Raw genomic sequence first — 17,345 nt, forward strand, 5'->3', positions numbered from 1 at the left:
TTCGGCTATGCTGCTGCAAAAAGAACGGGAGCTGGTGGTGGAGTACGGCAGGAAAATGAGCGCCGGCCGCCTTTGCACCGGCACCAGCGGAAACATCAGCGTCTATGTCCCGGAGCGGGGCCTCATGGCCATCAGCCCCTCCGGCATCGGCTATTTCGACACCCGGCCCGAGGACGTGGTGGTGACGGATCTGGAGGCCAACATTGCGGATGGAACCCGGAAGCCCTCCAGCGAGTGGGCCCTCCACACCCTTTTTTACAAGAACAAGCCCCACATCCGGGCCGTGGTCCACACCCATTCCATGTACTGCACCACCTTCGCCGTACTGGGCCGGCCCCTCCGGGCCGTTCACTACGCCATCGCCGACGCCGGGGCGGCGGAGGTCCCCTGTGCGCCCTACTACCCCTTCGGCACCTTAGAGCTGGCGGAGGCCGCCGTGGAGACTGCCGGGGACAGCGACGCCGTGCTGCTGGGAAACCACGGGCTGGTGGCCTGCGGAAAGGACCTCGCCGGGGCCTACGGCCTGGCGCTGAACATGGAATATGTGGCGGAGCTTCAATACCGGGCCCTGTGCATCGGGACGCCCAACGTCCTCGGCAAGGAGGCCATGGAGGACGTCATGGAGCGGTTCAAATCCTACGGGCAGCCGGAGGGTAAGAAAACAGGTTATTAGAGCAGCACCCAAAAATCATGAGAAAAGTTCAGCGGTCCAGGAATCGCAGGGCCGCGTTGTCGTCCTTGACGGGCGTCAGCCCGCCTGCGTCCTCCGCCTTGCCCTGCGCTCCCCGCCCTCGCTTCCTTTTTTCTCATGATTTCTGGGAACTGCTCTAAAAACCACGAACCGGCGGGACGCTGTGCGCGTCCCGCCGGTTTTCCATCACCGGGGCAGTTCCTTCCCCAGCCGCTTGTACATGGTTTTCTTCACCGCCCGGAGGATGTTTTCATACCCCGTGCACCGGCAGAGGTGGCCGGAAAGGAGCTTGCGCAGCTCCGCATCCGTGTACTCCTTGCCGGACTCCAGAATCTCCACCGCCGTCAGGATGAAGCCCGGAGAGCAGAAGCCGCACTGAATCGCCGCCTCGTCCACAAAGGCCTGTTGGATGTCGGAAAGCTCCCCGTTGGGGCCCAGGAGGCCTTCCAGGGTGCGGACCTTCTTTCCCTCCGCCCAGACGGCCAGGTAGATGCAGGAGTTGAACGCCTCGCCGTCAATCAGCACGTTGCAGGCTCCGCACTCCCCCACCTCGCAGCCCTTTTTGACAGAGGTCATGCGGAAGTCGTTCCGCAGCATGTCCGTGAGGCTGGCCCGGACGTCCACCGTCCGCTCCACGTCCTTGCCGTTGAGGTTGAAGCGGACCGTCTGATATTGAATGTTGTGTTTCTCCATCACAGGTCACCTCCCGCCAGTTTCACGGACTCGATGAAGGCCCGCTTCGCGCTCTCCACGGCGATGTGGAGGCGGAAGTCCCTGGCCGCCCGCCAGGAGTCCCGGGGATTGATGTCCTCCTTGACGGCTTGGGCGAAGCGCTCCGCCAGCTCCAGGCTGACGGGCTGTCCGGCGGCCAGTTTCTCCGCCGTTTCGGCCCGCAGGGGCACAGGGCCCGCCACGCCGAAGGCGACCCTTACCCGCTCCACCGTTTTCTTATCGGCGGAGAGACGGACGTTGACGGAGGTTCCCAGGGTGGCGATGTCCATGGCGTTTCGCATGGCGTACTTGATATAGTGGCCAAAGCAGTTTTCATAACTCTCTTTTGGAATCAGGATGGCGGTTTGAATCTCGCCCTCCCGGAGGTCCACCTTGCCCGCCTTGATGTAGAAGTCCCGAATGGGCTGGCGGCGGACGCCGTTAGGACCCGTCAGCTCCACAATGGCCTCCCAGGCGTGGAGGGTGGAAGCGGAGTCGGCGGAGGTGACGCCGTTGCAGGTGTTTCCGCCGATGGTGCCGATGTTCCGAATCTGGGGGCCGCCCACCTGGTCCACCGCCTCCCCCAGGACGTTGATATATTTTTGAATCAAGGGGTCCCGGGTGATGTGGGAGAAGCTGGTAAGAGAGCCGATGCGAAGGGTCCCGCCGGCGTCCAGGGACACGCCCCGAATCTCGTCCAGGGTCTGGATGGAGATGAGCTCCGCCCCGGCCCGCTTGCCCTCCCGCATCTGGACCAGCACGTCGGACCCTCCGGCGATGATCTGAGCCTCGGGATGGGCAAGGCGCAGGGCCACGGCGTCCTTCACACTTTTGGCCTGGTATAAGGCTTTCATGTCATACATACGCTGGACCCTCCTTTAGTCGTTGATGAGCCCCGCCTCTTTGAACTTCCGATAGAGGACATGGGGCGTGATGGGGCAGGAATCGATGGCCACGCCGGTGGCGTTCAAAATCGCGTTGCGAATGGCCGGGGCGCCGGAGCAGGCCGGGGGCTCGCCCAGGGCCTTGGTGCCGTAGGGGCTGGTGGGCTCCGGGTTCTCCACAAAAGCGGCCTCCAGCGTGGGGTGGTCCATGAAGGTGGAGAGCTTATAGTCCAGCAGGTTGTTGTTCAGGGGTTTGCCGGTCTTTTCGTCGAACTTCAATTCCTCGGAAAGGCCGTAGCCGATGGCCATGGACATACCGCCGTGGACCTGGGCCTCCGCCAGGGCGGGGTTAATCAGCGTGCCGCAGTCGTGGACGTTCACCAGCCGCAGGAGGTTCACCTTGCACATGGGAATGTCGACTTCGACCTCCGCGAAGGAGCAGCCGAAGGAATAGGCGTTGGACTTGATCTGCGCCGTGGTCTCGGCGGTGATATGCCGGCTGCTCTCCAGGGAGTACAGGCTTTCCGTCGCCAGGTCCCCCAGGGATTTCAGAACGCGCCCGTCGCTCTTGCGGACAATCTGCCCGTCCACCAGGTCCAGGTTGGAAACAGGCATCCGGGTCTGCTCATGGGCAACGTTCAAAATGCGCTCCCGCAGGGCCAGGGCCGTCTGCATGATGGAAAAGCCGCCGATGTAGGTCTGCCGGGAGGCATAGGCCCCGGTGCCGAAGGGGGTAATATCCGTGTCCTGGGTGGAGACTACATGGACGTCGCCAATGGGAATGCCCACGGCGTCCGCCACCATCTGGGAATAGGCCGTGTCGCAGCCCTGACCGATCTCCGTCTCACCGGTCTGGAACTGGAGGGAGCCGTCCTGGTTCAGCACCATCCGGCAGGAGGAGGATTCCAGGGAGATGGGCCAAACGGCGGTATTGTACCAGAACACCGCCAGCCCCACGCCCCTGCGGATCGGGCCGGTCTGGTTTTGGTATTCCTCAAACTTTTTCCGGTAGTCCAGCAGCTCCAAGGCCTTGTCCATGCACTGGTTGAAGGTGTCGGAATAGAGCTCGTTCTTGGAAAAGCCGTCCACATAGCCCACGGGCATCAGGTTTTTCCGGCGGAATTCCAGAGGGGACATGTGAATCGCCTTGCAGATGTCGTCGATGTGGCTCTCCCCGGCGAACATGGCCTGGGGGATGCCGTAGCCCCGCATGGCCCCGGCGGAGGGCCGGTTCGTGTACACCGTCCAGCTGTCGCACTCCACATTGGGGCAGGGGTAGAGCTGAGGGAAGGCGTTCATGCCCTTGGCCACGATGCCGTGGCCGTGGGAGGCGTAGGCCCCCTGGTTGGAAAACGCCTCCAGCTTCCGGGCGACCAATGTGCCGTCGGGCCGGACATAGGAAATAATGTGGGTGCGGATGGCGTGGCGGACCCGGTTGGAGACAAAGGTCTCCTCCCGGCTGCACTCCAGCTTCACCAGGCGTCCTCCGACCTTCGTGGAGCACCAGGCGCACAGGGGCTCGTACAGCGCGTCCTGCTTATTGCCAAAGCCGCCGCCGATGTAGGGCTTGATGATCCGGACCTTGCCCCAGGGAAGGCCCAGGGCCTGGCCCACCACCCGGCGGACGATGTGGGGAATCTGGGTGGAGCTGACCACCACCACCCGGCCCGCCTCCTCATAGGCGAAGCAGCCGTGGTTTTCAATGTGGCAGTGCTGGACGGTGGGGGTGTCGTACCAGCCCTCCACCTTGATGAGGCCGGGCTCCCGCCGGGCGGTTTCATAATCTCCCCGGCGGACGTCGGAGTGGGCCAGGATGTTGTTTTGGGCCCGCTCCTGAATCTGAGGCGCGCCGTCCTTCATGGCTTCCTGCGCATCCAGAACAAAGGGCAGCTCCTCATACTCCACCTTCAAAGCCCGGACAGCCTGGGCGGCGGCCACCTCGTCCTCAGCGATGACCACCGCTACCTCGTCGCCGTAGTAGCGGACGTGCCGGTTTAAAAGCTTCCGGTCCGCCACGTCCTGGTGATGGGGGTCCGTGGACCAGGGATGGCCCGCCGTGGGAAACTCGATGTCCGGCGCGTCGAAGCAGGTCAGGACCTTCACCACGCCCGGGACGGCCTCCGCCGCCGAGGTATCCACGGACTTCACAAAGCCGTGGGCGATGGTGGAATGGCAGATTTTCGCGATCAGGGCGCTGCGGTCACAAAGGTCGTCCATGTATTTGGCCCGGCCTGTGGCCTTCTCGTAGGCGTCCACCCGGATCACGCTCTTGCCGACGCTTTTGCTCATAGGGTGCCCTCCTTTTCTATTACAACTTCGCTCCCGGGGAAACGGGACCCTTGACTGGACGGGAGAAAAGAGGATATACTACTTTTATAAACACTTGCTAAATATGGGGGTTGCAGAATATGGTACAGACATTGGGCTGTGTGGTGATGGCGGCGGGAAACGCCCGCCGGTTTGGGGAGAACAAGCTGGCCGCCGGAGTGGGGGGCCGGAGCCTGATTCTCCGGGCGCTGGAGGCGGTGCCCGGGGAGGAATTTGAACAGGTCGCGGTGGTAACCCAATACCCGGAGGTTTTGGACCTGGCGGAGCGGTTTCGCTTCTCCGCCGTCCGGAACGAGCACCCGGATTGGGGTATCAGCCACACCATCCGCCTGGGACTGGAATCCCTGGGAGGCTGCGCCGCCGCCATGTTCCTGGTCAGCGATCAGCCTCTTTTGAAGCGGGAGAGCGTCAAGGCCCTGGTGGAGCTCTGGCGCTCCCAGCCGGAGAAGATCGCCGCCCTGGCTCACGGCGGGGTCCGGGGGAATCCCTGCGTCTTCCCCGCCCGGTTCTTCCCGGAGCTGCTGGAGCTCCGGGAGGACCACGGGGGAAACACCGTCATCCGGCGGCACGAGGAAGACCTTGTTTTGCTGGAAGTGCCGGAGGAGGAGCTGACGGATGTGGACACGCCGGAGGCCCTGAAAGGATTGAATCCTTAAGAGGCCGGCAGCTTGAGGGGAAATGGCCTGAGCGGGGGCTCAGGCCCCACAATGGAACTCCCTGCTCTTCTTGGGGTGCTCTGCATCCATCAGCTTTATTTTTTGCTGTAGGGGGTCCCTTCCAGGGGCAGGGCCGTGCGGCGCTTTCCGTCGTAGCGGTAAAAGGCGCCGGCAATGGCGGGGGCGGTGGGAATGGAGGTAATCTCCCCGATGCCGATGGCCCCGCAGGCCACATTCAGCCCCGGCTTCTCCACGATAATGGGGACGATTTCAGGGATCTGGCTGGCCCGGAACAGGCCCAGGGTGCCGAACTTCACATTGGGCTTGCAGTCCTCCAGGGGATAGCGCTCTGTCAGGGCGTAGCCCATGGACATGACCACGCCGCCCTCGATCTGGCCCTCCACCGAGAGGGGATTTACCGCCTTGCCCACGTCGTGGGCGGCGACGATCTGCTTCAGCTTCCCGTCCTCGTCCAGGACGCACACCTGGGTGGCGTAGCCGTAGGCGATATGGCTGACGGGGTTGGGCACATCGGCCCCCAGGGGGTCCGTTTTGCCCAGGTACTCGCCGTAATACTCCTTGCCGTTCAAGGAGCCAAGGCCCCCCTCTTCCAGGGCGGCTTTCAATCCCTCGCAGGCCCGGCGGCACGCCTCGCCGGTAAACAGGGTCTGCCGGGAGCCGGAGGTGGTGCCGGAATCCGGCGCGAAATAGGTGTTCGACCTCTCATAGACCACGTCCTCATGGGGAAGGCCCGTCTGGTCGCAGATCATCTGGGTCAGCACCGTGCCCAGGCCCTGGCCGATGCAGGAGGCCCCGGCGAAGATGTGGACCTTGCCGTCCTCCACCGTCAGCCGCACCCGGCCCGTGTCCGGGATGCCCACGCCCACGCCCGCGTTCTTCATGGCACAGGCGAGGCCCGCGTATTTGGCCTTTTCGTAGTAGGGCTTCACCGCCTCCAGAGTCTCCACCAGGCCGGTGGACTCATCCACAATCTGGCCGTTTGGCAGCTCCTGGCCGGGGCGGATGGCGTTGCGGTAGCGGATTTCCCAGGGGCTGATGCCCACCAGGTCCGCCATCTGGTTCAAAAGGCTCTCAATGCAAAAGCAGGTCTGGGTGACGCCAAAGCCCCGGAAGGCCCCGGCGGGAGGATTGTTGGTGTACCAGGCCCAGCCGTCAATCTCGAAGTTCTGGTAGTTATAGGGCCCGGCGGCGTGGGTGCAGGCCCGCTCCAGCACCGGCCCGCCCAGGGAGGCATAGGCCCCGGTGTCGGCCACCACACTGGCCTTCACGCCCTGGATGATGCCGTTTTCGTCACAGCCCAGGGTAAACTCCATCTCCATGGGGTGCCGCTTGGGGTGAATCAGCAGGCTCTCCGCCCGGCTGAGCTTCACCTTCACCGGGCGCTTCGTCAGGTAGGCTACCAACGCGGCGTGGTGCTGGACCGTCACGTCCTCCTTGCCGCCGAAGCCGCCACCCACCAGGCAGTTTTGGACCTTCACCTTCTCCGCCGGAAGGCCCAGCATCCCCATGGTCTCGTGCTGGGTGTCGTAGGTTCCCTGGTCCGTGGAGAGGACCATGACCCCGTCCCCGTCGGGATAGGCCACGGCACACTCCGGCTCCAGGAAGGCGTGTTCCGTCCAGGGGGTGGAGAATTTCTCCGTCAGCACATGCTTGGCTTTCGCGATAGCCGCCGCCGGGTCCCCCCGCTGGATGTGCTTGTGGGCCAGGAGGTTTCCCTCCCGGTGGACCAGGGGGGCGTTCTCCGCCATGGCCTCCTGGGGATTCCGCACCATGGGCAGCTCCTCATAGTCCACCTTCACCAGGGCCTTGGCCTTGGCCAGTATCTCCGCGTCCTCGGCGGCCACAATGCACACGGCGTCGCCTAAATAGTGGGTGATATCCCCCACGGCGATCATGGTGTCCCAGTCCTTTTTCAGGTGCCCCACCTTGTTGCTCCCGGGAATATCGGCGGCGGTGAAGATCCCCGCCACGCCGGGCAGGGCCTTGGCCTCTTCCGTATGAATCGCCAGCACCCGGGCCCTGGGGTACTGAGAGCGGACGGCGGAGGCGTAAAGCATGCCGTCCATATAAATATCGTCAGGGTACACCCCCGTGCCGGTGACCTTCTCCTCCACGTCCACCCGGGGCACCCGGGCCCCCAGCGACCAATCGGAGGGGATCTCCGGCACCTCTCCGGCCCGGAGCAGCTCCGCCGCCAGCAGGATGGCGTCGATGATCTTCACATAGCCGGTACAACGGCAGATGTTGTTCCGGATGGCGAAGGCCGCCTCCTCCCGGGCGGGGTTTGGATTCCCGTCCAGAAGGGCCTTGGCGCACATCACCATGCCCGGGATGCAGAAGCCGCACTGAACCGCCCCGGCCTGGCCGAAGGCGTATGTATAGACCCGCTTTTCAAAGTCCGTCAGGCCCTCCACGGTGAGGACGCTCTTCCCCTCCAGCTTGTCCGTCTGGGGAATGCACGCCCGGGTGGGCTTGCCGTCGATCAGCACCGTGCAGGTGCCGCAGGCCCCTTCGCTGCATCCGTCCTTCACGGAGGTCAGCCCCAAATCGTCCCGCAGGAAGCGGATCAGCTTCTGGTTTTTCTCCACGGTGACTAGTTTGCCGTTTACGGTAAATGCCGCCATAAAAAACTCCTTGCTTCCGTGCCCGATCCCGGTCCCACGGCTATGTCGTATTCGGAAAGGTCGACCTTTCCGTTATTGTCTATTATACATGAAGGTCAACCCATAATCAAGGACACTTTTGTCATTTCGTTATTCTATGTTTAGTCTAACGGCGCTAATTCCCAGCCCACCGCCAGGGCTCCCTTTCGGACGCTGACGCAGGCCGATGGCTCCAGGATGTGATTGCTGACCCCCAGGGGAAACTCCGGGGTCAGGACGGCGTCTTTCAAGGGGTACTGGAAGCCCTCCTCGTCCACGCCCTCCGCCCGGTCCCCCAGGCAGAAAGCGGAGAACAGGCCCCACTCCACCGTTTTCCGAATGACCAGCGCCTCGTCCTCCAGAACGGTCCAGACGAAATCGTCGTCATACAGGAAGCCCCTGGCCCCCCTCCGGCGGAGGAACAGCAAAGACTGGAGATTTGCCAGCGTATGATCCAGCCGCTTGCCGCCGGTGCCACCGTAAATATGAAAAATATCGCACGTTTGTTCCAGTCCCGCCCGGAGGGCCGCCAGGGTATCCGTGTCGTCCTTCTCCACCGGCAGGCGGCGGACCTGGGCGAAGCCCGCCGGGGGCTCCATGGAGTCGAAATCCCCCAGGAGCAGGTCCGGCACAATTCCCTCCCCCCGGCAGATCCGATAGCCCGCGTCGGCGGCGATGACGAGGTCGCCGGGAACGGGGCGCTCCCGCAATCCATAAAAGCTCCCGGCGGCAAAGATAAAACAGCGTCTCATGTTCAGCTCTCCTTGCGGCGTTTTTCATGTTCTCATCATACCATCTCCGCCGGAAAAACGCCAGTCCTTTCAGCGGGGCGTCTTCAGGGCCCGTTCAATGTCCAGGACGATGTCGCTCATTTTTACGTCCAGCGCCAGGCTGATCCGGTAGAGCGTTTCCAGCGTGGGCTTCCGCCCGCCCCGCTCAATGGCGCTGAGGTGGGTTCTGCCGATGTCCGCCAGGCCGCTCAGCACCTCCTGGGTCACGCCCTTCCGAAGCCGGTAGGCGGCAATCACCTCGCCCACCACCACAGGGTCCAGGCGCATCTCGCTCATGTTCATCACCTCTTAAAAAGTGTATCCGAAAACGGGACGGCCTCCGAACGCATATGTTGACATTTGAATACTTATGTGTTACTATTTTCCCCAGGAATATCTTGGATTCACCATGAGAATAGACGGGAGGCGAACATGGCCGGAATGCTTACCGCGGCGGCGGTGCTCTGGCTGGCCGGGACGGCGGGGCGGTGGCGCTGCTTTCAGAAGATGGGCTGCCGGGGCTGGGAGGCGGTGTTGCCGGTCTACCGGACTTGGCTGCTCTTCCACGAGCTCTATGGCAGCGGGCGGCGGATACTCCGGCTGCTCCTGCCCGTTTACAATGTATACATTCTCTTTCGATGCGGCGCCGACCTGGCCCTCGCCTTCAACCGGAGCGCCTGGTTCGGCCTGGGGCTGACCCTGCTGCCCTTCCTCTTCTTCCCCATCCTGGGTTTCGGCGGGGCGGTCTACCTGGACGGCTCCTTAAACGTGAGACAACCTCCATACGCCTTTTGAAAACGGCCCATTTATTCGGGCCGTTTTTTGTTTTCCCTCTTGACAGGAACGGTTGTTCGAGTTACAATAACAATCGAACAAAATTTCTATACGGAGGGTTTCCTATGACCGGCTGGACTTTATTCTTTACGCTCTTGGGCGCCGCCATCCTCACCGCCCAGCTTTTCCGCTTCATCGATTTGATCGAGCGGCCCGCCCGGCGCTCCCGCAAGGCGGTCTGCCTCCCGGCGGCCTGGAATGTGCGGCTTTGGGCCAGCCTGAGCAAGAAGACATGGATGTCCTGGAGAAGCTGACCGTCCTCACCGACGCCGCCAAGTATGACGCCGCCTGTACCTCCAGCGGCGGGACCCGGACCGCGAAAAAGGGGTATATCGGCAACACCTCCACCGCCTCGGCGGGCTGCTGCCACACCTTCTCCGCCGATGGGCGCTGCGTCACGCTGCTGAAGGTGCTGCTGACCAACCGCTGCGTGTACGACTGCAAATACTGCGTCAACCGCCGGAGCAACGATACCCGGCGGGCGGCCTTTACCCCGGAGGAGCTGGCGGACCTCACCATCCAGTTCTACCGCCGGAATTATATCGAGGGGCTCTTTCTCTCCTCCGGGGTCTTCCGCAGCCCGGACTACACCACGGAGCTGATGATCCGCTGCCTGGCCCTCCTTCGGGAGCAGTACCGCTTCAACGGCTATATCCACGCCAAGGCCATTCCCGGCACGGCGCCGGAGCTGGTGGAGCGGCTGGGCTTTCTGGCGGACCGGCTCAGCGTGAACATTGAGCTGCCCTCGGAGGCGGGGCTGAATTCCCTGGCCCCGGACAAGACAAAGGGGGCCATCCTGGCCCCCATGCGGCAGATTCAGACCCGGAACCGGCAGAGCCGGGAAGAGCTGGTAAAGTACCGGCACGCCCCCCGCTTCGCCCCCGCCGGGCAGAGCACACAGCTCATCGTGGGGGCCACCCGGGACACGGATTTCCACATCCTCCGGCTGACCCAGGGGCTCTATGACCGCTACAGTCTAAAACGTGTGTTCTATTCCGCCTACGTCCCCGTGGTGGAGCACGCCCTCCTCCCCGCCAAGGACGTGAAGCCGCCTCTTCTGCGGGAGCACCGGCTCTATCAGGCGGACTGGCTGCTGCGGTTCTATGGCTTCCGGGCGGAGGAGCTGCTGGACGAGGGAACCCAGGACTTCGACACCCGGGTGGACCCCAAGTGCAGCTGGGCCCTGGCCCACTTGGACTTCTTCCCGGTGGAGGTCAACACCGCCGCCTATGAGACCCTGCTGCGGATTCCCGGCGTGGGGGTCACCTCCGCCCGGCGGATTCTCAGCGCCCGGCGGGTGGGGCCCCTCCACATCGACAATCTGAAAAAACTGGGTGTGGTCATGAAGCGGGCCCAGTACTTCCTCACCGCCTCCGGCAAAATGGCGGAGGGACTGCGCTTTACGCCGGACAGCGTTCTCCGGGGGCTCATCGCCGCCGAGCGCCCCCTGCTGCCCCAGCAGGAGGCGGTGCAGTTGTCCCTCTTCGACCCGGCGGAGACGGCGTGACGGCGCACCCGGAGGTGTTCCATGGACGTGATCTACCATTACGACGGCAGCTTCGAGGGCTTCCTCTCCTGCGTCTTCGACAGCTACGCACATAAGGAAATCCCCGCCGGATTCTGCTCCGGCGAGGATGGTGTTTTCAGCTTATTCAATTCCCGGACGGTACTCACGGACCCGGACCACGCCGCCCGGGTGCTGCAAAAGGTCACCGCCCTGTCCCCGGAGGCCGCCGTGCTGCTGCGGCGGGGCTTCCTCACCTGCCTTTCGGAGAAGGAGCTGCATTTGTTCCAGGTGGTCGCCAAGCTGCTCCGGGAGGGCCCCGGCTTCCTCCGCAACCGCTCCGACGAGACCTTGTACCCGGTCATCCGGGCCGTTCAGCACCTGAACGGGGAGGTCCATCTATTAAAGGGCTTCGTCCGCTTTTCGGACCTGGGGGGCGTACTGGGAGGCGAGATCGAGCCGAAAAACCGAGTGCTCCCCGTGCTGGGCGGGCACTTTTCCGCCCGGTTTCACAACGAGCGCTTTTTCCTCTATGACCGCACCCACAAAGAGGCCCTGTTCCATGTCCCCGGCCAGTCGGTCATCCGGCCCCTGGCGGATTTCCAGATGGCCCCGCCGGATAAAACGGAAGCCCGCTACCGCCTCCTGTGGAAGCGGTTCTACGACACCATCGCCATCAAGGAGCGGGAGAACCCCCGCCTGAGGATGAGCAACATGCCCAAGCGCTACTGGGGCACCATGACGGAGTTCCAGGGGGCGGAGCACTTCATTCCTCGAACGTCTCCCGGAGCCGTTTCAGGCCCCGGCGCTCCAGCCGGGATATCTGCACCTGGGACACCCCCACCACCCGGGCCGTCTGCTCCTGGGTCAGGCCCTTGAAATAGCGGAGGAGAATGGTCATGCGCTCCTTTTCCGGCAGACGGTCGATGGCCTCCCGAAGGGCGATGCGCTCCACCAGTCCCTCCTCCGGGGCCTCGGTGCCCAGGGCCCCCTCCAGGGTCAGCCCGTCCGCCGTCTCCTGCTGGAGGGACTCCGGCGCGTCGGTGGCCAGGTCCGTCCGGGCGATCTCCTCCGGCGTCAGGCCCGTGGCCTCCGACAGCTCCGACAGGGCCGGCTCCCGGCCCAGCTGGTGGCGGAGACGTTCCCGGGCGGCGTAGAGGGTCTGGGCCTGTTCCCGGATGCTCCGCCCCACCTTCACGGCCCCGTCGTCCCGCAGGAAGCGGCGGATCTCCCCTGCGATTTTCGGCACGGCGTAGGTGGAAAAGCAGGTGCCGTAATCGAAGTCGAAACCCTGGACCGCCTTCAAAAAACCCAGGCAGCCCAGTTGATATAAATCGTCCGGCTCCACGCCCCGGCCATAGTACCGCCGGACCACGCTCCAGATCAGGCCGTTGTTCTCAATGACCGCCTGTTCACAGGCGTCCCGGTCCCCCTGCTGGGCCGCCCGGAGGAGCTCCAGCGCGGCGCTCATTTCTTCACGCGGGGGACCAGCTTTTTCCGCATCACCACCGTGGTCCCCTTGTTCACGGCGGACCGCACCGTCACCTTATCCATGAAGCTCTCCATGATGGTAAAGCCCATGCCGCTGCGCTCCTCCCCGCCGGTGGTAAACATGGGCTGGCGGGCCTTGTCCACATCGGGGATGCCCCGGCCGTGGTCCTTTACCGTCAGCTCCAGCACGTTCCCCGCCAGCACCCGCAGCTTCAGCGTCACGCCGCCGATGGCGTCCGGGTAGCCGTGGACGATGGCGTTGGTCACCGCCTCGCTGACGGCGGTTTTGATGTCCTCCAGCTCGTTGAGGGTAGGGTCCATCTGGGCGGCGAAGCAGGCCGCGGCGGAGCGGGCGAAGCTCTCGTTCCGGCTCTGGCTGGGAAAGTCCATCGTGACCTCATTGACTGCCTTGGTCCTCATGTATGTAAAACCTCCTTATTTGATCGTCACCAGCCGGTTCACCCCGGCGGCCTCCAGCACCCGCCGGGCCTGGGGCGGCACCCCCCGCACCAGCAGCCCCCCGTCCAGAAGCTGCATCTTCTGCCGGGCCCGGAGAATTACCGCGATGCCGGAGCTGTCCATAAAGGTCACTCCCGACAGGTCCAGCACCAGCTTCCGGGGCAGGGCCGCGTCCAGGGCCTCCTCCATCTCCCGGAGGGCGGTCCGGGCCCCGTGGTGGTCCAGCTCCCCGCTGAGCTCCAGCAGCAGATTCCGGTCCGCGCTCTTTGCCAGGATTTCCATAGCGTTCCCCTCTTTTGTCAAAAATAAATCTGATTCGCCATTTTTTGCCCCCGGCCCCGGATGGGACGGGCTTTTCAAATTTGATGATAGCACGTCCCGCTTCGGCTTTTTGTCGAAATCCATAAGAAAACTCTGGAAATTTCGGCAAAAAGTGGAAATAGTTTCTCTGGCCCTTGAAGCATCGGCGCCCGCTGTCCCTGGACGGCAGGCGTTTCCATTTTGTAACCAATTTGAGGTTGACAAACGTCTACCTTCCTGTTACGCTTTAGGTAGACAGACGTATACCTGACCAAGGGAGGTGTTTTCATGAAAATTGAACTTTCCAACAGCGAGTGGAAGCTGATGCGCCGCCTGTGGGACCGCGCTCCCAGCACCATCACAGAGCTGACGGCGGCCCTCCGGGAGGAGACCGGGTGGAGCAAAAACACCGTCATCACCATGCTCTCCCGGCTGGAGGCCAAGGGGGCCGTCCGCCACGAGGAGGGCGGAAAGGCCAAGCGCTACTACCCCGCCCTCCGGCGGGAGGATGCCGCCAGGGACGAGACGGAGAGCTTCCTCTCCAAGGTCTACGGCGGCAGCCTGGGGCTGATGATGAGCGCCATGGTGGAAAGCCGCCGGCTGTCCGAATCGGACATCGCCGAGCTGTCCGCCATCCTGGATAAGGCGGGAGGTGACGACACATGAAGGAAATTCTTCTGACCTCCTCGGCGCTGATCCTGGCGCTGCTGGCCCTCCGGCGGCTGTTTCGGAAGGTCCTCTCTCGCCGGGCCCAGTACACCCTCTGGGGACTGGTGCTGCTGCGGCTGCTGGTTCCGGCCAGCCTTCCGGCGGCAGATTTCAGCTTGCTGACGGCGGCGGAGCCGGTGGTGTCCGGCCTGGAGGGACAGGCACTCTACCTGTCCCCCTCCCGGGTCACTCTGACCGCTCCAGAGGGGCCCCTTCCCTCGTACCGTTCCGAAGAGGACCCCAAAATCGTGCTGGGCCCGCCCTCGGAAAACAGCGTTTACAGCTATACCAACAGCCAGCAGGTGGTCCATGAGGTGGAATACGCCTGGCAGATCGTCCTGGCGGACCAGCTGCCCCCCATCTGGTACGGCGGTATGGCGGTCATGGCCTGCTGGCTGGTCCTCTCCAATCTGCTGTTCTGGAGAAAGCTCCGCAGGGCCCGGAGGCCCTATCCCGTGGAGGGCTCCCCCCGCCGGGTCTATCTGGTGGAGGAGGGCCTCCCCTCCCCCTGCCTCTTCGGGCTGTTCCGCCCCGCCATCTACCTGACCCCCGCCGCCCTCCAAAGCCCGGACCGCCTCCGGCACGTCCTGGCCCACGAGGAGACCCACGCCCGGCACCTGGACCCCCTCTGGTCCCTGCTCCGGGCCGTGTGCCTGACGGTCTACTGGTTCGACCCCCTGGTCTGGTGGGCGGCGCTGGCCTCCCGGACGGACTGCGAGCTGGCCTGTGACGAGGGGGCCCTCCGGCGGCTGGGGGAGGCGGAGCGGGTGCCCTATGGCCGGACGCTTCTCTCCCTCATCCCCGTGCGGAAAGCCCCGGCGAATCCCCTTCTCTCCGCCACCACCATGACGGCGGGAAAGCGCCAGCTCAAGGACCGGATCACCCGCGTGGCGGAAAACCCGGTCTATCTGGGCCGGGCCCTCTTCGCCGCCGTGACCCTGGCGGCGCTGGTGTGTGCCGTCACCTTCACCGGGGCCAAAACCCCGGCCCCCGAACCGGCCCGCTTCCACGACGTGGACGAGGCCGTGTCCACTCTGGCAGAGGAGCTGGAAAACTACGGCGGACCGGACGGCGGCATTATGTCCAAGCTGATTGTTTACACCCCGGAGAACCCGCCGGAGCATTTCGACCTGGAGGACGGCGAGCTGCTGCGGGTCTACTGGGGGATGTCCTACTCCCTGTCCGCCAGCCTCTCGGACCCCATGGGCTGGCTCTGTTCCCTCTACCAGCTCGATTTGGAGCCGGATTATCTGTCCAGAAACATGGAGATTCTGGGCAGCGACGGGCAGTATCAATATGGCATCAGCCGCCCCGACTGGGCCCCGGAGATGAAGCGGGGCGAGACCACCGGCATGTCCCTGATGAATCAGGTAATCGACCGTGTCCGGGAGACGGTCCTTTCCTGCGAGAGCCTGAAACCGGCGGACCGCCCCGGCTGGAACGCCGCCGTCACCATCCCCCTGGACGGCCTGGAGCCCTATGAGCCCCAAGAGGCGGAGGCGCTTCCCTTCCCCCACGGCTCCCCAAATATGCTGGGGGGCCTGGACGACCCGGACCACGTTCTGGGTGAGTACGGATTGATGTTCTTCGAGGGCGGCGGCAGGGTCTATGCCGGGGTCCAGCACATAGCCAGAAGCTCATTCCCCACGCCCTTCTGGTCCTTCCTCCCCGGGGCGGGCGGGAACTACAGCGCCTCCCTGTTCCGCAACCTTCTGGGCCACGACGGCTTTTGCATCACCTACAACGCAAATGACAGGGAATGGCCCCTCACCAATGAATACTACTATTTGAACGAGGAGGGCTGGCCCGTTCTCCTGGCCCAAGTGAAGTACGATACCCAGCACATGGACCTGGACGGGGACGGGGAAAACGAGCTGGTCTCCCAGGGCTTCCAGAACGACACCTTCTACTTCCGCCGGGACGGGAAGCATTACAAGGCAGACCTTCCGTCCCTGCTGTGGACCGTCTGGCCCGAGGGAACCTTCTTCCGCTTTGACAACTGGGACCCCGCCACCCGCTCCATGCCCTTCCGGGCCGACGACTCCTATCCCTCCGACGCGGACTTCCCCACCCCGGTCTTCCAATACCGGACGCTGTACTTCGACGGGGAAAACCTTCTGATTTACAACGACCAGCGGCATTTCAGCGGTCACTTTGTCGAGTGGCCGGACGAGCCCAGCCCAATCATAGACGCCGCCCTGACGGCGGTGGAGGAGCGGTTCCACGCCTCCCGCCTGGACAGCGCCCTTTTCTACGACGACTGGCGGATCACCAGCATCGGCGCGGGCTACGGGGTGGAGGTGGACGGGAAATACTATGTCTTCCGGCAGGTCTCCTACGAGTTCCACACGCCGGAGCTCCAGGACGCCCCGGCGCTGGGCGAGGGGGTACAGGACCACTGGACCGCCCCCTCCTCCCAGGACCTCTGGCTGATGTTCTATGTTCCCTCCTGGCACTCCGGGGACACGGTTTCGTACGCGGACTTCGTGTATCTCCACAGCTTCCAGCATGAGGGCAGGTTCACCCTCTCCGAGGAGCTGGTCCGGGAAAAGCTCCGGGAGATGCCGCCCTCGGACATCATCTACTTGGGCACCGCCACGCTCCAGGCGGAGACTTCCATCGCCTCTGCCGCCAATCTAGCCCAGGCGGTGATGGACCGTCTCATGGAGGGGGATACCATCAACATGACCCTGCTGGCCTCCGAAGGGGGCGGGCGGTACGACGTAGCCCCCCAGGCCCTGGCGGACTGGATCGGGGAATTTACGGACGGCTACAACTGGAGCTATGCCGAAGACCCCGGCAGCATGCCCGCCGGGTCCCTGCTGATGATGAGCGGGGACCTGAGCCTCCGCTTCTGGCCGGAGAACGATTTGGTCCTGCTTCACACCTGGGACAGGGACGCCTGGCTTCGGGCGGAGCCCACGCCTGGAACGCCGTCCATTTTCCATCTGGCGCAGTCCTGGTATGAGATCGCGGAGGGCCAGAGCATCCCCATTCAAGAGACGCTGGATGAGATATTATCTGATGGCGCTGCGCTCTTTTCCCTCTTCACCCAAGGGGAGGAAAACGTAAAGACCCGCACGGTGAATGCCGACCAGCTTGACCATGCAGCAGCCTTTACGGAAAACTATGAATGGGCTCTGGCTCCGGGCTATTACTCCCATTCCCCCGATGGTCTGGAGCTGTCCTCCTCGGACCGCCGACAGAGTTTCACTTTCAACCCTCACAATACGCTTGTAGGGCTCCGGCAGAACAACCAAACCTTCTGGTTCCGGGTCCAGCCCAAAGTGGACGGCCCTTCTATCTATGACTTCGTGTACGAATGGTATGAAGCGGCGGACTGAAC

At 63.6% G+C, this 17,345-nt stretch carries 17 protein-coding genes; 8 read left to right on the forward strand and 9 right to left on the reverse strand.

The window, feature by feature from the left end; all coding sequences use genetic code 11:
* The first annotated feature begins 7 nt into the window (after positions 1-7).
* The gene (locus Q1M04_RS07855; RefSeq protein WP_297998584.1) at positions 8-673 is read left to right on the forward strand and encodes a class II aldolase/adducin family protein; all 666 of its coding nucleotides are present in this window, start codon (positions 8-10) and stop codon (positions 671-673) included.
* Positions 674-877: 204 nt separating this feature from the next.
* Here the strand turns inward: Q1M04_RS07855 and xdhC are convergent, their stop codons facing one another.
* From xdhC to xdhA, 3 genes are read right to left on the reverse strand one after another with little or no spacing between them, the layout of a single operon-like run.
* The gene (gene xdhC / locus Q1M04_RS07860) at positions 878-1,384 is read right to left on the reverse strand and encodes a xanthine dehydrogenase subunit XdhC (protein WP_297998586.1); all 507 of its coding nucleotides are present in this window, start codon (positions 1,382-1,384) and stop codon (positions 878-880) included.
* Positions 1,384-2,265, reverse strand: coding sequence for a xanthine dehydrogenase subunit XdhB (gene xdhB, locus Q1M04_RS07865; RefSeq protein WP_297998588.1), 882 nt, complete (start codon positions 2,263-2,265; stop codon positions 1,384-1,386). Before xdhB ends, xdhC begins: the two co-directional genes overlap by 1 nt.
* A gap of 15 nt (positions 2,266-2,280) precedes the next feature.
* Entirely contained in the window at positions 2,281-4,575 is a 2,295-nt protein-coding gene (xdhA, locus tag Q1M04_RS07870; RefSeq protein ID WP_297998589.1) for a xanthine dehydrogenase subunit XdhA, read from the reverse strand.
* A gap of 119 nt (positions 4,576-4,694) precedes the next feature.
* On the opposite strand from xdhA, the gene Q1M04_RS07875 reads away from it, so the two are divergent.
* Complete coding sequence (locus tag Q1M04_RS07875; protein WP_297998591.1) at positions 4,695-5,270, forward strand: nucleotidyltransferase family protein; 576 nt, start codon at positions 4,695-4,697, stop codon at positions 5,268-5,270.
* A 95-nt stretch (positions 5,271-5,365) separates the two neighbouring features.
* Here Q1M04_RS07875 and xdh read toward each other — a convergent pair whose 3' ends face one another.
* The 3 genes from xdh to Q1M04_RS07890 all read right to left on the reverse strand — a co-directional run bounded on the left by xdh (position 5,366) and on the right by Q1M04_RS07890 (position 9,000).
* Positions 5,366-7,915, reverse strand: coding sequence for a selenium-dependent xanthine dehydrogenase (gene xdh, locus Q1M04_RS07880; protein ID WP_297998593.1), 2,550 nt, complete (start codon positions 7,913-7,915; stop codon positions 5,366-5,368).
* A 140-nt stretch (positions 7,916-8,055) separates the two neighbouring features.
* Positions 8,056-8,685: a thiamine diphosphokinase gene (locus tag Q1M04_RS07885; RefSeq protein WP_297998595.1), complete on the reverse strand. Its 630-nt coding sequence runs from the start codon at positions 8,683-8,685 to the stop codon at positions 8,056-8,058.
* A gap of 69 nt (positions 8,686-8,754) precedes the next feature.
* Positions 8,755-9,000, reverse strand: a complete 246-nt coding sequence (locus tag Q1M04_RS07890; protein WP_243413934.1) for a helix-turn-helix domain-containing protein — start codon at positions 8,998-9,000, stop codon at positions 8,755-8,757.
* A 135-nt stretch (positions 9,001-9,135) separates the two neighbouring features.
* Between Q1M04_RS07890 and Q1M04_RS07895 the strand changes: the two genes are divergently transcribed.
* From Q1M04_RS07895 to Q1M04_RS07910, 4 genes are all read left to right on the forward strand, one after another.
* Positions 9,136-9,498, forward strand: coding sequence for a DUF5684 domain-containing protein (locus Q1M04_RS07895; protein WP_297998598.1), 363 nt, complete (start codon positions 9,136-9,138; stop codon positions 9,496-9,498).
* A gap of 104 nt (positions 9,499-9,602) precedes the next feature.
* The gene (locus Q1M04_RS07900; RefSeq protein WP_204790097.1) at positions 9,603-9,791 is read left to right on the forward strand and encodes a hypothetical protein; all 189 of its coding nucleotides are present in this window, start codon (positions 9,603-9,605) and stop codon (positions 9,789-9,791) included.
* On the forward strand, positions 9,770-11,044 hold the full coding sequence (locus Q1M04_RS07905) for a putative DNA modification/repair radical SAM protein (RefSeq protein ID WP_295757496.1): 1,275 nt from the start codon (positions 9,770-9,772) through the stop codon (positions 11,042-11,044). Before Q1M04_RS07900 ends, Q1M04_RS07905 begins: the two co-directional genes overlap by 22 nt.
* Before the next feature lie 21 nt (positions 11,045-11,065).
* Positions 11,066-11,920, forward strand: coding sequence for a TIGR03915 family putative DNA repair protein (locus Q1M04_RS07910; RefSeq protein ID WP_297998600.1), 855 nt, complete (start codon positions 11,066-11,068; stop codon positions 11,918-11,920).
* Here Q1M04_RS07910 and Q1M04_RS07915 read toward each other — a convergent pair.
* The 3 genes from Q1M04_RS07915 to Q1M04_RS07925 are packed head-to-tail and all read right to left on the reverse strand — an operon-like array spanning position 11,808 to position 13,273.
* Positions 11,808-12,512 carry a sigma-70 family RNA polymerase sigma factor gene (locus Q1M04_RS07915; protein WP_293278406.1) on the reverse strand — a complete coding sequence of 235 codons (705 nt, stop codon included), beginning with the start codon at positions 12,510-12,512 and terminating at the stop codon, positions 11,808-11,810. The two genes, Q1M04_RS07910 and Q1M04_RS07915, sit on opposite strands and share 113 nt — an antisense overlap.
* On the reverse strand, positions 12,509-12,952 hold the full coding sequence (spoIIAB, locus tag Q1M04_RS07920; RefSeq protein WP_293278404.1) for an anti-sigma F factor: 444 nt from the start codon (positions 12,950-12,952) through the stop codon (positions 12,509-12,511). The genes Q1M04_RS07915 and spoIIAB overlap by 4 nt, the downstream gene beginning before the upstream one ends.
* Before the next feature lie 15 nt (positions 12,953-12,967).
* The gene (locus Q1M04_RS07925; protein WP_204790102.1) at positions 12,968-13,273 is read right to left on the reverse strand and encodes an STAS domain-containing protein; all 306 of its coding nucleotides are present in this window, start codon (positions 13,271-13,273) and stop codon (positions 12,968-12,970) included.
* Between the two features lie 306 nt (positions 13,274-13,579).
* Between Q1M04_RS07925 and Q1M04_RS07930 the strand changes: the two genes are divergently transcribed.
* Together Q1M04_RS07930 and Q1M04_RS07935 are read left to right on the forward strand one after the other, a co-directional pair.
* Positions 13,580-13,957, forward strand: a complete 378-nt coding sequence (locus tag Q1M04_RS07930; RefSeq protein WP_204790103.1) for a BlaI/MecI/CopY family transcriptional regulator — start codon at positions 13,580-13,582, stop codon at positions 13,955-13,957.
* Positions 13,954-17,343: a M56 family metallopeptidase gene (locus Q1M04_RS07935; protein ID WP_297998602.1), complete on the forward strand. Its 3,390-nt coding sequence runs from the start codon at positions 13,954-13,956 to the stop codon at positions 17,341-17,343. Before Q1M04_RS07930 ends, Q1M04_RS07935 begins: the two co-directional genes overlap by 4 nt.
* Positions 17,344-17,345 lie beyond the last annotated feature (2 nt).

Origin of the sequence: uncultured Oscillibacter sp. (genome assembly GCF_950073225.1) — a bacterium.
Taxonomy (GTDB): Bacteria; Bacillota; Clostridia; order Oscillospirales; family Oscillospiraceae; genus Oscillibacter.